This window comes from Streptomyces sp. R21, assembly GCF_041051975.1.
GTDB lineage: Bacteria > Actinomycetota > Actinomycetes > Streptomycetales > Streptomycetaceae > Streptomyces.
On the sequence record NZ_CP163435.1, the window covers coordinates 2224011 to 2238340 of the forward strand.

Annotated in this window: 13 protein-coding genes; 4 read left to right on the top strand and 9 right to left on the bottom strand. The window is 71.3% G+C overall.

What is annotated here, in order from left to right; all coding sequences use genetic code 11:
• Window positions 1–20: 20 nt before the first annotated feature.
• Window positions 21–620 (top strand): hypothetical protein, encoded by a 600-nt coding sequence (locus AB5J56_RS10100; RefSeq protein ID WP_369232165.1) that lies wholly within the window; start codon window positions 21–23, stop codon window positions 618–620.
• Here AB5J56_RS10100 and AB5J56_RS10105 read toward each other — a convergent pair.
• The 5 genes from AB5J56_RS10105 to AB5J56_RS10125 all read right to left on the bottom strand — a co-directional run bounded on the left by AB5J56_RS10105 (window position 556) and on the right by AB5J56_RS10125 (window position 6169).
• Window positions 556–1401 (bottom strand): inositol monophosphatase, encoded by an 846-nt coding sequence (locus tag AB5J56_RS10105; RefSeq protein ID WP_369232166.1) that lies wholly within the window; start codon window positions 1399–1401, stop codon window positions 556–558. The two genes, AB5J56_RS10100 and AB5J56_RS10105, sit on opposite strands and share 65 nt — an antisense overlap.
• Window positions 1402–1537: 136 nt before the next feature.
• On the bottom strand, window positions 1538–3454 hold the full coding sequence (locus AB5J56_RS10110; protein WP_369232168.1) for a gamma-glutamyltransferase family protein: 1917 nt from the start codon (window positions 3452–3454) through the stop codon (window positions 1538–1540).
• 248 nt (window positions 3455–3702) lie between these two features.
• A complete protein-coding gene (locus tag AB5J56_RS10115; RefSeq protein ID WP_369232170.1) occupies window positions 3703–4365 on the bottom strand; it encodes a DUF4232 domain-containing protein in 663 nt (220 codons plus the stop codon).
• 35 nt (window positions 4366–4400) lie between these two features.
• Entirely contained in the window at window positions 4401–5069 is a 669-nt protein-coding gene (locus AB5J56_RS10120; RefSeq protein WP_369232172.1) for a response regulator, read from the bottom strand.
• Complete coding sequence (locus AB5J56_RS10125; protein WP_369232174.1) at window positions 5066–6169, bottom strand: sensor histidine kinase; 1104 nt, start codon at window positions 6167–6169, stop codon at window positions 5066–5068. Before AB5J56_RS10125 ends, AB5J56_RS10120 begins: the two co-directional genes overlap by 4 nt.
• 233 nt (window positions 6170–6402) lie before the next feature.
• Between AB5J56_RS10125 and AB5J56_RS10130 the strand changes: the two genes are divergently transcribed.
• The 3 genes from AB5J56_RS10130 (at window position 6403) to AB5J56_RS10140 (ending at window position 9041) form a co-directional block, all read left to right on the top strand.
• A complete protein-coding gene (locus AB5J56_RS10130; protein WP_369232176.1) occupies window positions 6403–7410 on the top strand; it encodes a carboxymuconolactone decarboxylase family protein in 1008 nt (335 codons plus the stop codon).
• Window positions 7407–8249 (top strand): class I SAM-dependent methyltransferase, encoded by an 843-nt coding sequence (locus AB5J56_RS10135; RefSeq protein WP_369232178.1) that lies wholly within the window; start codon window positions 7407–7409, stop codon window positions 8247–8249. Before AB5J56_RS10130 ends, AB5J56_RS10135 begins: the two co-directional genes overlap by 4 nt.
• Before the next feature lie 120 nt (window positions 8250–8369).
• A complete protein-coding gene (locus AB5J56_RS10140) occupies window positions 8370–9041 on the top strand; it encodes a hypothetical protein (protein WP_369232180.1) in 672 nt (223 codons plus the stop codon).
• 31 nt (window positions 9042–9072) lie between these two features.
• Here the strand turns inward: AB5J56_RS10140 and AB5J56_RS10145 are convergent, their stop codons facing one another.
• The 4 genes from AB5J56_RS10145 to AB5J56_RS10160 form a co-directional block, all read right to left on the bottom strand.
• Window positions 9073–10599, bottom strand: coding sequence for an NCS1 family nucleobase:cation symporter-1 (locus AB5J56_RS10145; protein WP_369232182.1), 1527 nt, complete (start codon window positions 10597–10599; stop codon window positions 9073–9075).
• A 155-nt stretch (window positions 10600–10754) separates the two neighbouring features.
• Complete coding sequence (locus tag AB5J56_RS10150; protein ID WP_369232183.1) at window positions 10755–11774, bottom strand: TIGR03842 family LLM class F420-dependent oxidoreductase; 1020 nt, start codon at window positions 11772–11774, stop codon at window positions 10755–10757.
• Between the two features lie 18 nt (window positions 11775–11792).
• Entirely contained in the window at window positions 11793–13193 is a 1401-nt protein-coding gene (gene hydA / locus AB5J56_RS10155) for a dihydropyrimidinase (RefSeq protein WP_369232185.1), read from the bottom strand.
• A 139-nt stretch (window positions 13194–13332) separates the two neighbouring features.
• Complete coding sequence (locus tag AB5J56_RS10160; RefSeq protein WP_369232187.1) at window positions 13333–14175, bottom strand: nitrilase-related carbon-nitrogen hydrolase; 843 nt, start codon at window positions 14173–14175, stop codon at window positions 13333–13335.
• Window positions 14176–14330 lie beyond the last annotated feature (155 nt).

Consider the following 14330-nt stretch of genomic DNA (forward strand, 5'->3'; position numbering starts at 1 on the left):
GGCATGGGTAACCTACGCGCATGACGCGCCGCTTCCGCTGCCATGAGCCGGGGGAGGACGCCTGGTACTGGTTCGAGCTGGCGGAGAGCGACCGTCCGTCACGCCAGATGACCCTGCTCGGCGCCGATTCCGTCCCCGCGGTGGCCGTGGACTTCGCCGAACTCGCCCAAGTACGCGACATTTGTGGCCTGTTGGGCGTGCAGCTCTACGAGGTCGTGTACGGCGTGGCGGCGGAGGGGCCCCTCGAGGAGCCGCCGGACGCGGAGCCCGTCACCGAGCACGAGTTCGCCGTGATGTGGGGGCGCTGCCGTTCCTTCCGGCAGTGCGACGTCCGGCATTCCAGCGGTCCGATACCTGTCGGCACACGGCTGCCCGGCACGTTCGTCGGCGCGCCGTGGCCCCCTGGCAGGACGGGTGTCTTCGTCGACCTCGGGCTGCCGCTGCCCGGTTTCGTGGACGCGATCCATCTGTTCCGGGCGGACGCCGTGTGGCCCCCCGACGGGACCCGGGCCGAGTTCGAGGTCGTCGACATCCGCGTCAACGGCTCCGCGCAGCTCAGGCTCCGGCCGACAGCAACCCCACCACCCGGCGAGCCGTGGCCGCGTCCCGTGCGGCCGTGAACGGCAGCGCGTTGCCCCCGGTGATACGGAACGGCTCGCCCGCCAGGGTCAGATGGGCGCCGCCCGCCTCCTCGACCAGCAGCAGACCCGCCGCATGATCCCAAGCCGCCTCCCAGCTGAAGGCGGTGGCGTCCAACTCGCCGCGGGCGACGGCCAGATACTCCAGGCCGGCCGAGCCGCACGCGCGCGGTCGGACGCCGTCGGTACGCAGGCCGAGCAGGGCGCGCTTCTGCTCGGGCGTCGTGTAGTCCGGGTGGGACGTGGCGACGTCGAGGTCGCGGCCGGGCTCGGGCGAGCCGGAGAGCAGCGGCGCGCCGTTCAGTACGGCGCCCCGCCCGCGTATCGCGGTGGCGAACTCGTCGAGGGCGGGGGCGTAGGTCCAGGAGGCGAGCAGGACGCCTCCTCGCGCGAGGGCGACGAGCGTGCAGAAGCCCGGGTTTCCGTGCACGAACTGCCGGGTTCCGTCGACGGGGTCGACAATCCAGACCGGGGCGTCGCCCTGGAGCGCCTCGTACGACGCCGGGTCGGCGTGCACCGCCTCCTCGCCGACCACGACGGAGCCGGGCAGCAGCTCCCGCAGCACCTCGGTGAGGTACAGCTCGGCCTTGCGGTCGGCGTCCGTGACCAGGTCGTGCGGGCCGCTCTTCTGGTCGACCTCGTGCGCGGCGAGCTGCCGGAAGCGCGGCATGATCTCGGTCGCGGCCGCCGTGCGGACCGCTTCTTCGACGTCGGCCGAGTGCAGTGCGAGAAACTCTTCGATGGTTTCCGTGTCTTCGATCATGGCTCCATGAGAGCACGGCCCACTGACAATCCCCACCCGCCCGGTGCACTCCGGGTGGAATCGGCATGAATACCCGGCGCCGGGCGTCGACGCCCGGCCCGCTGACGCCGGCCCGGTGCCGGCGTCAGCCTCAGCGTCAGCGACCGACCGCGTACCCCTGCATCCCCCGCGGATTCGCCGCCGCCGACAGCACCCCGGTGCGCGGATCCCGGGCGACCGCGCACAGCCGCCCCTCGGACCAGGCGCCGCCCACGAGGACGTCGTGGCCGCGGCGGCGCAGCTCCTCGACGACCGCCTCGTCCGTGCGGGACTCGACGGTGAGGCTGCCGGGGCGCATGCCGCGGGGGTAGAAGGAGCCGGGGAAGCTGTCGTTGTGCCAGTTCGGGGCGTCGATGGCGCCCTGGAGGTCGAGGCCGCCGCGCACCTCGGAGCGCAGTGCGACGGCCAGGAAGAAGTGCGTCTGCCACTGGTCCTGCTGGTCGCCGCCCGGGGTACCGAAGGCCATGACGGGCACCCCGTCGCGCAGCGCCAGCGAAGGGGTGAGGGTCGTGCGGGGACGGCGGCCGGGCGTCAGCGAGTTCGGCAGGCCCTCCTCCAGCCAGGCCATCTGGAGCCGGGTGCCGAGCGGGAAGCCCAGCTCGGGCACCACCGGGTTGGACTGGAGCCAGCCGCCGCTGGGCGTGGCCGCGACCATGTTGCCCCAGCGGTCGACGATGTCGAGGTGGCAGGTGTCGCCCCGGGTGCCGCCGTCGGGCGCGACGTCCGGCTCGCCGGGCACCGGTGACCACGGGCTCCTGGCGACGGTCGGCTCACCAGCTCCCCCAGCAGCGACAGTCGGTTCACCAGCTCCCCTGGCGGCGACCGTCGGCTCCCCGACTCCCCTCGCGGCGACCGTCGGCTCCCCCACCCCCAACGCGTCGAAGCCCGGCTCCTCCTCGACGGCCACGCGCGCGTGCCCGCTGATCCGGGGCTCCCGCCCTCCCGGGCTGCCGGGACGCAGCTCATGGGAAGCCTTGTCGCCGATGAGCGCGCGCCGCGTGGTGTTGTACCCCGGCGACAGCAGCTCGTCGAGGGGCACCTCGGCCGCGTCCCCGTACCAGGCCTCCCGGTCGGCCATGGCGAGCTTGCAGCCCTCGACCAGCAGGTGGACGTAGTCGGCGGAGCCGTACCGGGGCAGCTCGGGCGGCAGCAGGGCGAGCTGCTGGAGCAGGACGGGGCCCTGGCTCCAGGGGCCCGCCTTGCACAGGGTCCAGCCGCGCCAGTCGTACGTCGCCGGGGCCTCGTAGGTCGCGGACCAGGACGCCAGGTCGGCTGAGGTCAGCGTGCCGGTGTGGTGCGTGCCGCTGGTGTCCAGCGTGGGCCGTCCCGCCTGCCGTACGAGCGCCTCGGCGATGAACCCGGAGCGCCACACCTCGCGCGCTGCCTCGATCCGCGCCACCCGGTCCCCGGCGTGGGCGGTCTCGGCGAGCAGCCGCCGCCAGGTCGCGGCGAGCGCCGGATTGCGGAACAGCTCGCCGGGGCGCGGCGCCCGGCCGTCCGGCAGGTACACGGCGGCCGAGGAGGTCCACTCGGCCTCGAAGAGCTCGCGTACGGTCTCCACGGTCTCGCCGACGCGCTCCACGGGCGCGTGCCCGTCCTCCGCGTACCCGATGGCGTACTTCAGGACGTCGGCCAGGGACTTCGTGCCGTGGTCGCGCAGGAGCAGCATCCAGGCGTCGAAGGCGCCGGGGACGGCGGCGGCGAGCGGTCCGGTGCCGGGCACGAGATCCAGACCGAGACCCTGGTAGTGGGCGATCGTCGCCCCGGCGGGCGCGACGCCCTGCCCGCACAGCACCCGTACCTCGCCGCCCGCCGGGGCGAGGATGATCGGCACCTCGCCCGCGGGCCCGTTGAGGTGCGGCTCGACGACGTGCAGGACGAAGCCGGCGGCGACCGCGGCGTCATAGGCGTTGCCGCCGTCCTCCAGGACGGCCATCGCCGACTGCGAGGCGAGCCAGTGCGTGGAGGACACCATGCCGAAGGTGCCCTGGAGCGTCGGTCGGGTCGTGAACATTCCGTGCCACCTCGCTGTGCGGAGCGATCAACCTCGGGTCCGACTATGGCACTTGCGATTCCGGAGCGGTCCGGGCCGCCGCCACCCGGCCCGTAATGCCCCGGATGATCGGAATCATCGGGCCGGGATGGACGTTGGCCCTCGTGAACGGAACGGAGGCGCGGCGGTGCGTGGTGAGTAAAAGGTCCCCGGCGGCAAAGTGACCCCGGAGGAGCTGGCGCGCGCGGAGGAACTGGTGCGGACGAAGTTCAGCTCGCCGGAGTGGACGAGCCGGGTTCCGTAGGAGCCCTCCATGCCGTCGTCCCGAGCGTGTTCTCCGGGCCGATGTCGAGGGGGTCGGCGAGGCGTATGGTCCGCTCGTCGCGCCCCTGCGCGGACCCGACCCGGAGGTACGGACCGGCCTCGGCGTTCATCCGCCAGTACAGGCCCGCCTGCGCGGCCTCGCCGGGTGCGAGGGTCAGCGGCTCGGGGCCGGGGTCCTTCGGGGCCATCGACACCCCCTCCGTTCCCTGGGCGGTGCGTACGCCCGGGATCGGAAGGCCCGTCTCGTCGAGCACGAGGACGGCGGGATAGCCGTTCAACTTGTACGGTTTGTGGCCGCAGTTGGTCAGCGTCAGAGTCATGGCACGCAGCCCCATGGCCCCGTCGACGGGCCCGGCGTCGACACGAACCCCGGACGGCGGGCAGCCCGCCGGCTGGACCGGCACGGCAGGCGACGGCTCGGCGCTCGGGGACGCGGGTGCCGGAACAGCCAGGGTCGGCGCCCGGCTGAGCGTCGGAGTGGGCGTCGGCGAGCGGTCCGGGTTGCGTTCGCGGTCGAGTTCGGCGGAGAGGCCGCACCCGCTCGCGGCCAGCGCCAGCACGCAGACCAGGGCGGCGTACCGGGGCGGCCTCGGGCGTATCGCGATCACGCGCCGATCATCGCACGGGGCCTGCGCGGAAGCGGTCACTCCGCGTGCCCGCGTGCCGTCACGAGCCCCGACTCGTAGGCGAACACGACCAGTTGGGCCCGGTCGCGCGCGCCCAGCTTCGTCATCGCGCGACTGATGTGGGTCTTCGCCGTGAGCGGGCTGATGACCATGTGCGCGGCGATCTCCTCGTTGGTGAGGCCGCGTGCGGCGAGCGCGGTGACCTCGCGTTCGCGGCGCGTGAGGCTCTCCAGTCCGGGCGCGGTGGCCCGGTCCGGCGGCCGGGAGACGAACTCGCCGATGAGGGTGCGGGTGACGGACGGCGACAGCAGCGCCTCCCCGTGCGCGACGACCTCGATGGCCTGGAGCAGGTCGGCGGGCTCGGTGTCCTTGAGCAGGAAGCCGCTGGCACCGGCCCGCAGCGCCTCGAAGACGTACTCGTCCAGGCCGTAGTTGGTGAGGATCACCACGCGTACACCGGACAGCTCCGGGTCGGCGGCGATACGGCGGGTGGCCTCGATGCCGGTCATGACGGGCATCTGTACGTCGACGAGCGCGATGTCCGGAAGCTCGGCGCGCACCAGCGCCAGCCCCTGTTTCCCGTCGGCGGCCTCGCCCACCACCTCGATACCGTCCTCGGCATCCAGCAGGGCGCGGAACCCGGCCCGCATCAGGGCCTGGTCGTCGACGAGCGCGACCCGGATCACGCCATCTCCCCGAGCGGCAGTTCGGCCCGTACCGAGAAGCCGCCGTCCGTGCGCGGGGCGGCGTGCAGGGTGCCGCCCAGGGCCGCGACGCGTTCGCGCATGCCGGTGAGGCCGATGCCCGGCTTCGGCGGACAGGTCGGGTCGGCGTTCCCGTCGTCGTCCACCCGTACGGTCAAGTCCTCTCTCCCGTAGTCGAGTTGGACGGCGACTTTGGCCGATCCGGCATGGCGGGCCGCGTTCGTCAGAGCCTCCTGGACGATGCGGTACGCGGCTCGGTCGACGGTTGCCGTCAGCGGGCGCTCGTCGCCGGTCACCGTCAGGGCGACGGCGAGGCCGGCCGCGCGGGCCCGCTCGACGAGCAGCGCAGGAGTGCCGGTCGGCTCGTCGGTTCGCAACACCTCCAGCGTGGCCCGCAGTTCGCGCATCGCCTCGCCGCCCGCCTCCTGGATGGCGAGCAGTGCGGGCGGCACCTCCTCGCCACGCTTGCGGGCGAGGTGCACGGCAACTCCCGCCTGGAGCTTGACGATTGAGATGCTGTGCGTCAGCGAGTCGTGCAACTCACGTGCGATGCGCAGCCGTTCCTCGCCCGCCCTGCGCAGAGCCGCCTCCTCACGGGTGCGCTCCGCCTCCAGCGCGCGCTGCTCCGTCTGGCGCAGATACGCCCGCCAGTTGCGGTCGGCGAGGCCGGTCACCAGGGCACACAGGAACCATCCGGCGAGCAGCGTCGCCTTCCCCATGACCTCCTGCGTCGTGGGGCCGGCCGCGACAAATCCCGCCAGGAACACGGCACTTGCGGCGGCCGCCACGCCGCGGTGGCCCACCCGGGCGGCCGTGTGCACGGCGGCCAGGACGGGAAGGGCGGCGAGCGAGCCGGGGTGGGCGTGCAGGACGTACGCCGTCATCGCCGCGGTGGCTGCCGCGAGCACCGCGCGGGGAGCGGCGCGGTAGCCCGCCAGGGCGAGGGAGCCGAGGGCGATCAGGCCGTAGTCGAGGGCGGTGGTCCCGTCGTCGAACGCGGCCGCTGTCACGACGAGGGCGCCGACGATGACGGCGAGCGCCGCGTCGGCCAGGCGCCTGCGGAGGGCGTGGGTCGGCTGCATAAGCGGCACGTTAGCCGCGGGCCGGGGCTGTCGCGTCAGACCTGTGGACGGGGTCCCGGCTACTCCCGGTGGAGTAGATCGCGCGGTGCGCGGGCCCCCCGCCGTAGCCGGAAATGCCTTCGGCCGTACGACGTCCCGAGGGGGCCGTCCGGGCCAGGGTTTCAACCGCACCCGGCACTTGCCGGCTGCGCCCCAACGGTTCCGCCCGGCGCAACGGCCTTCAGGAGGTCCTCATGCCCAGCCCCTTCCGCTACACCGCCCCACCCCCGCCCAAGTCCGCCACCGGCCGCACCGCCGAGGTGTACGCCCAGCTCGCCGAGGACTTCGGGATCGAGCGGGCGGTCACGTTCGTCGTGCTCTCCTCCGCTCCCGAACTCCTCACCGCCACCTGGGCGTTGATGCGCGAGTCGCTGATCGCGGGGCCCGGGAGCCGGACCGGGAAGGAGCTGGCGGCATTCGGGGTGTCGGATGCGAACCGGTGCCCGTTCTGCATGGATGCGCACACCGTCCTGCTGCACGCGACCGGGGACCACGCGCTCGCCGAGGCCGTGGCGCGCGGCCGGACTCCGGATGACAGCCAGCACGCACGGGTGCTGGCGTGGGGCGGTGCGAGCAGGACGCCGGGCGCCCCGGAGTTGACGCCGTTCCCCTTCCCTCTCGCGCACGCACCCGCCTACATCGGCACCGCGCTCTCCTTCCACTTCATCAACCGCATCGTGTCGGCGCTGCTGACCGAGAAGCTGATGCCGTGCAACCTCCAGCGGTTCAGGCCGGTACGGAGCTGGGCGGGCCGGTCGCTGTCCGGGACCCTGCGCCGCCGCCCGGCCCCTGGTGCGAGCCTGGCGCTCCTCGACGATCCGGCTGCGGGGCCCGAGCCGGACTGGGCGCAGGGCACCCCGGTCGGCCGGGCCTACGCAGCGCTGCGCGCCGCCGCCACCGCGGGCGCGGACCTTCTGGACGAGGCCGACCGGGCCGCCGTACGCGAAGCCCTTGAGGCGTGGGACGGTTCGCACCCGCCGCTCGTGTGGGACGCCCTGCCCGACCGGTCGCGGCCCGGCGCCCGTCTGGCGGTGCTGGCCGCCCTCGCCCCGTACCGCATCACGGACGAGGACGTGATGAACTGGCGCAAACCGGAACACACTGATCACTGCCTCGTGCATCTCGTCGCCTACGGCGCGTTCGCCGCCGTCGACAGGATCGAGCGCTCGCTCCCCCTGCACGCCGCGAAGGAGACGTCATGACCACGGTCGCCAACCCCCGTCAGGCCGAGGCCTGGAACGGCCCCTTCGGCGCCCACTGGGCCACCCACCACGAGCGCTACGACACGCTGGTCTCCGGCGTGAACGACGCACTGTTCGCGGGCGCCGCGATCGAGGCGGGCGACCGGGTGCTGGACGTCGGCTGCGGCGCCGGGGCGACGACCCGGATCGCCGCCCGGCTGGCCGCGCACGGGCACGCGGTGGGGGTCGACATCTCGGCGCCGCTGCTCGACCGGGCCCGGGCACTCACCGCCGCCGAGGGCGTCGCCAACGTGGCGTACGAATGCGCCGACGCGCAGGTCCACCGCTTCCCGCCGGCCGGATACGACGTGGCCATCAGCCGGGGCGGCGTGATGTTCTTCGGCAACCACGCGGCCGCGTTCCGCAACCTCGCGCGGGCGTTGCGCCCGGGCGGGCGGCTCGCCTTCGTCTGCCCGCGGCAGGCCGGCCCGGACTCCGAGGAGGTCCAGGCGTTCGAACTGTTCGGGAAACTTCTGGGCGAACCGGACACCGACACGGCCGCCGCTCAGATCGCGATGGCCTCTCTGTCCGACCCGACCCGCATCCGCGAAGTGCTCCAGCGGTACACGGACTACGAGAAGGTGGCGGTCGAGCCGGTCGCGGTGGAGACCGTCTGGGGCCGGGACGCGGCGGACGCCGTCGACTTCCTCCTGTCCCGCAGGACCGGCACCCCTGTGGCAGCCGACACGCGCGCGGCCCTGGAGGACAGCCTGCGCCCGTACGAGACCGAGCGCGGCGTACGCCTCCGGGGCGCCGTATGGCTCGTGACGGCGACGCGTCCCGGGGCCCGCCGGCAGTGAGGCTCTGTCACCAGGCAGGCACGGAGCGAGTTGACACTTCCACCCCACAGGGACTCGTGTGACACTGGCGTCCCCCACCCCAGTGCGGGACCTCCCGCACCAACACGCGAGAAGTGCTCTGTGCGTTCTCTTCCTCTGCCGCTCGCGCTCGGCGCGCGCCTGTCGCCCGTCATCGTGCTCGCCACGATGGGCTGGGCGTTGTCGTCCGGCCCGCTCGACCCATCCCCGACAGCCGAGCACAAATCGACTGATTCGCCGCAAAAGAACAACTCGGCGTCCGCGCCCTCGACATCGGCGGCATCCAAGACGTACACCGCCTCACCCTCTCCCTGCACGGGCGTGACCGCAGATACGGTCAAGTCGCTCGTTCCGGGCGCCAAGACGGCCGGCCAGGAGATCCCCTCGACCGACAAGTCCCTGCGCCGGACATGCTCGTGGAACGCACTCAAGGGATACGACTACCGCTGGCTCGACGTCTCGTACGAGATCAAGGCCACGGACAGCGCCGCAGAGAAGGCCTACAAGGACCGCACCACCGACAAGAGCGGCGGAGGCGCGGTCCCCGGTCTCGGCGACGCGGGCTACTCCGTGGTGAACCTCTCCACCGAGAAGAAGCAGCAGACACGCGAGGGCGTGGTCATGGTGCGCGCCTCCAACGCGCTGGTGATCATCACGTACAACGGCAGTGACTTCGAGACGCAGAAGGCGCCCAGCACGGACGAGATCAACAAGGGCGCCATCAAGGCGGCCAAGGACGCGGTCGCCGCGCTGGAGGACGGCCGCCAGAGCTGACGGCCGTCCGCCTCACAGCGCGTGCCGCACGTCAGACCTCGGCGCGCTCCCCGCCCCGCAGCGACATCAGGACGACGTAGAGCACCAGGGAGGTGCCGAGGCCGACCGCCCAGCCGTAGTCGGCCAGCGACTCCAGGGCGGGGATGGGCCGCCCGTCGATCAGCGGATGGAAGTCGGCGCCGCCGACGGCGAGGACACCGCCGGTCAGGAAGGCGACGACGGCCCGCCAGTTCCAGCCGCCGTTGTACCAGTAGCGGCCACCCGTGCGGTACAGGTCGGCGAGGTCGAGCTTGGTGCGGCGCAGGATCCAGTAGTCGGCGATGAGGATGCCCGCGACCGTGCCGAGCAGACCGCCGACCAGGCCGAGCCAGGTGAAGATGTAGCCCTGCGGATCGGAGTACAGCTTCCACGGGAAGATCAGCACGCCGAGGACGCTGGTGACGAGCGCGCCGGTGCGGAAACTGATCTTCCGGGGCGCGATGTTGGAGAAGTCGAAGGCCGGTGAGACCAGGTTGGCCGCGATGTTCACCGAGAGGGTCGCCACCAGCACGGTGACCAGCGCGTACAGCAGGCCGAAGACGTTGTCGGTCTTGGCGGCCAGCTGGACCGGGTCCCAGATCGCGGTGCCGTAGACCGCCTGCGAACCGGAGGTGACCAGCACCGACAGGAACGCGAAGAGCGTCATTGTCGTGGGCAGACCGAGCGCCTGCCCCCAGGTCTGCGCCTTCTGGCTCTTTCCGTACCGGGTGAAGTCCGGGATGTTCAGCGACAGCGTGGACCAGAAGCCGATCATGCCCATGAGGGAGGGCCAGAACAGCTTCCAGAAGTCCCCGCCCCAGCCGAGCTTGGAGGGCTGGTCGAAGAGCGGGCCGAAGCCGCCCGCCTTGCTGCTCATCCACCACAGCATCACGCCGGCGCCGACGAGCACGAAGGGCGCGGCCCAGTTCTCGAAGCGGCGGATCGTCTCCATGCCCCGGTAGATGATGGCGACCTGGATCACCCAGAAGATCGCGAAGGACAGCCACATCGTCCAGGCGTAACCGCCCACGTGGGACGCGTTCGCCCAGCTGTCGCCGATGAGCTTCCCGGCGAGGAAGTAGATCGCCTCGCCGCCGATCCAGGTCTGGATGCCGAACCAGCCGCAGGCCACCAACGCCCGTACGACAGCGGGGAGGTTGGCGCCGCGGACGCCGAACGAGGCACGGGCGAAGACCGGGAACGGGATGCCGTACTTGGGTCCGGCATGCCCGGTGAGCAGCATCGGCACCAGGACGATCAGGTTCGCCAGCGCGATGGTGAAGACGGCCTGCTTCCAGTCCATGCCCACGGCGATCAGACCGGAGGCGAGGGTCCAGGAAGCGGTGTTGTGGGCCATGCCCACCCACAGGGCGGAGAAGTTGTACGTGGTCCACGTGCGCTTCTCGACGGGGACGGGCAGCAGGTCCTCGTTGGCGTACGGGCCGCTGGGCGTCGTTGCCCCGGGGGCGATCTCCACCCGGCCGTCGGCGAGGGTGACTTGAGCGGACGGCGGTATGGCCGTGGGAGCGGTGTCGGTCATGGGCAGGCCAATCAAAGAGGTGGGTCGGGAAAGGCCGTGCGGGTGGCGCCGAGGGGGGTGCGCGGGGAGTGCGCCCTGGCCCCCTTCCCGGGACGGCGGGAAGGGGGAGAACGGGGAGAGGGACTCAACGGCCCTTGTGGGGCCGCCTGTTGGTGCTAGCCGTTGATGGCCGGGATGACCGTCGACCCGTACGCGTCGATGGTCGCTTCCTGCGCGTCGTGCATGTCGTACACGGCGAACTGGTCGACGCCGAGCGCGCGTAGCGCGTTCAGCTTCTCGATGTGCTGCTCGGCGGTGCCGATGAGGCAGAACCGGTCGACGATCTCGTCCGGCACGAACGCGGTGTCGGGGTTGTCCGCGCGTCCGTGGTGGGAGTAGTCGTAGCCCTCACGGGCCTTGATGTAGTCGGTGAGTTCGTCCGGTACGGCGGCGGAGTGCTCGCCGTACTTGGAGACGAGGTCGGCCACATGGTTGCCGACCATGCCGCCGAACCAGCGGCACTGCTCGCGCGCGTGGGCGAGCGCCTCGGGCGAGTCGTCCTCGGTGATGTACGCGGGGGCGGCCACGCAGATCTTCACGTCGGAGGGGTCGCGGCCCGCGTCGACGGCCGCCTGCTTCACGGCCTTGACCATGTACTCGGTGAGGTACAGGTCGGAGAGCTGGAGGATGAAGCCGTCGGCCTCCTCGCCCGTCATCTTCAGGGCCTTCGGGCCGTAAGCCGCCATCCAGACGGGGAGTTGGGCGCCCGGCTTGACCCACGGGAACTTGATGACCGTGCCACCGAGGTCGGCCTCATCGCCGCGGCCGAGGGCGCGGATGACCTTCATGGCCTCGCTGATGCGGGCCAAGGTGTTGGGCTTGCGTCCGGCCACGCGCATCGCCGAGTCGCCGCGCCCGATGCCGCACACCGTGCGGTTGCCGTACATGTCGTTGAGGGTCGCGAAGGTGGAGGCGGTGACCTCCCAGGTGCGGGTGCCCGGGTTGGTGACCATCGGGCCGATCGTCAACTTCTCGGTGTTCGCGAGAATCTGACTGTAGATCACGAAGGGTTCCTGCCACAGCACGGCCGAGTCGAAGGTCCAGCCGTACGTGAAGCCGTTGCCCTCGGCCCGCTGCATCAGCTCGATCACACGGGAGGCAGGGGGGTCGGTCTGCAGGACGAGTCCGAAGTCCATGGCGCCGCTCCTAGTCGCTCAGAGAAGGTACTGACAGGTGGAGCGGGGGGTGTAGACGCCGTGACCCACGCGTCCGGTGAACTCCCGCTCGGAGATGACGAGTTCGCCCCGCGAGAGCACGGTCTCCACCCGTCCGGTGGTGCGCTTGCCCTCGTAGGCCGAGTAGTCGACGTTCATGTGGTGCGTCTCGACCGACATGATCTGCTCGGCGTGCGGGTCGTAGATGACGACGTCCGCGTCGGCGCCCGGCGCGATCGTGCCCTTCTTCGGGTACAGGCCGAACATGCGGGCCGGGGTCGCGCAGGCGATCTCGATCCAGCGGCGGCGGCTGATGTGTCCGTCGACGACGGCCTGGTGCAGCAGGTCCATGCGGTTCTCGACGCCCGGCAGGCCGTTGGGGATCTTCGAGAAGTCGCCGCGGCCCAGCTCCTTCTGGCCCTCGAAGCAGAAGGGGCAGTGGTCGGTGGAGACGACCTGGAGGTCGTTGGTGCGCAGGCCCCGCCACAGCGCGGCCTGGTGCTCCTTGGGACGCAGCGGCGTCGAGCACACGTACTTCGAGCCCTCGAAGTCCGGCTCGGCGAGGTTGTCGGTCGACAGGAACAGATACTGCGGGCAGGTCTCGCCGAAGACGTTCAGACCCTCGTCGCGGGCCCGGGCCAGCTCGGCGACCGCTTCCTGCGCCGAGACGTGCACGACGTACAGCGGGGCGCCGGCGACCTGCGCGAGCTTGATGGCGCGGTGCGTGGCCTCGGCTTCGAGCAGCGCCTTGCGGACCTCGCCGTGGTAGCGGGGGTCGGTCTCGCCGCGGGCGAGCGCCTGCTCGACCAGCACGTCGATCGCGATGCCGTTCTCGGCGTGCATCATGATCAGCCCGCCGTTCTCGGCGCCGCGCTGCATGGCCCGCAGGATCTGGCCGTCGTCGCTGTAGAAGACGCCGGGGTAGGCCATGAACTGCTTGAAGGAGGTGACGCCCTCCTCGACCAGCAGGTCCATCTCCTTGAGCGTGTCCTCGTTCACATCGGAGACGATCATGTGGAAGCCGTAGTCGATGGCGCACTTGCCGTCGGCCTTGGCATTCCAGGCGTCGAGGCCCTCGCGCAGCGAACGGCCCCTGCTCTGCACGGCGAAGTCGATGATGGTGGTGGTGCCGCCCCACGCCGCGGCCCGGGTGCCCGTCTCGAAGGTGTCGGAGGCGAAGGTGCCGCCGAACGGCAGCTCCATGTGGGTGTGGGCGTCGACGCCGCCCGGGATGACGTACTTGCCGGTGGCGTCTATGGCGCGCTCGGCCGTCCACGCCTCGGCCGCCGGGGTGCCGGACGCGGCGAGGGCCGCGATCCGGCCGTCCTCGATCAGGACGTCGGCGTGGATCTCGTCGGACGCGGTGATGACGAGACCACCACGGATGACGGTACGGCTCATGCTCCCTCTCCTTCCGCTCGCGCGTGCGCTGAGGTAATACCGCTGCTGTTAGAGGCTGAGGTCAACGCTGTTTCCTGCTGGGGAAGTCGGTGCCGTGGGCCCGGCCCCCGTGACCGGGCCCACGGACGAGGGGCGACCGTCAGGGAGCGGTCAGCGGGGCGTACGCGTCGGGGCGGCGGTCCCGGTAGAACTGCCAGCGGTCGCGGACGTCGCGCAGCTTGCCCATGTCCAGGTCGCGGACGACGAGTTCGGTCTCCTTGTCGCTCGCCACCTCCCCGACGAACTGCGCCTCGGGGTCCACGAAGTACGAGGTCCCGTAGAAGTCGTTGTCGCCGAGTTCCTCGGTGCCGACCCGGTTGATCGCACCGACGAAGTACTCGTTGGCGACGGCCGCCGCCGGCTGCTCCAGCTGCCACAGGTAGGCGGACAGACCGCGCGAGGTGGCCGACGGGTTGAAGACGATCTCGGCGCCTTCGAGGCCCAGCGCACGCCAGCCCTCCGGGAAGTGCCGGTCGTAGCAGATGTATACGCCGATCTTGCCGACCGCGGTGTCGAAGATCGGCCAGCCGGCGTTGCCCGGGCGGAAGTAGAACTTCTCCCAGAAGCCGGGGACCTGCGGGATGTGGTGCTTGCGGTACTTGCCGAGGTACGAGCCGTCCGCGTCGATCACGGCGGCCGTGTTGTAGAGGACGCCGGGCTGCTCCTCCTCGTACATCGGCAGGACGAGGACGATGCCCAGTTCCTTGGCGAGCGCCTGGAAGCGCTGCACGATCGGGCCCTCGGGGATCTGCTCGGCGTACTCGTAGAACGCCTTGTCCTGGACCTGGCAGAAATAGGGTCCGTAGAACAGCTCCTGGAAGCACAGGACCTGTGCGCCCTGTGCGGCCGCGTCGCGGGCCGCCTGCTCGTGGACCTGAATCATCGATTCTTTGTCGCCGGTCCATGCGGTCTGGAAAATGGCGGCGCGGATCACTCTGCTCATCGGGACCTCCGGTCGCTCGGTGTACGAGGAGCCTAGAAAGCGCCCGGAGCTGCTTTGAGTTGCACGGTGTCACGTCTGGAGCCTCGCGGCGTTCCACCGTGTCACCCTCGCGTCGGCCCATGTTTCACCACCGTTTTCCCACGTCGTCCCATGTT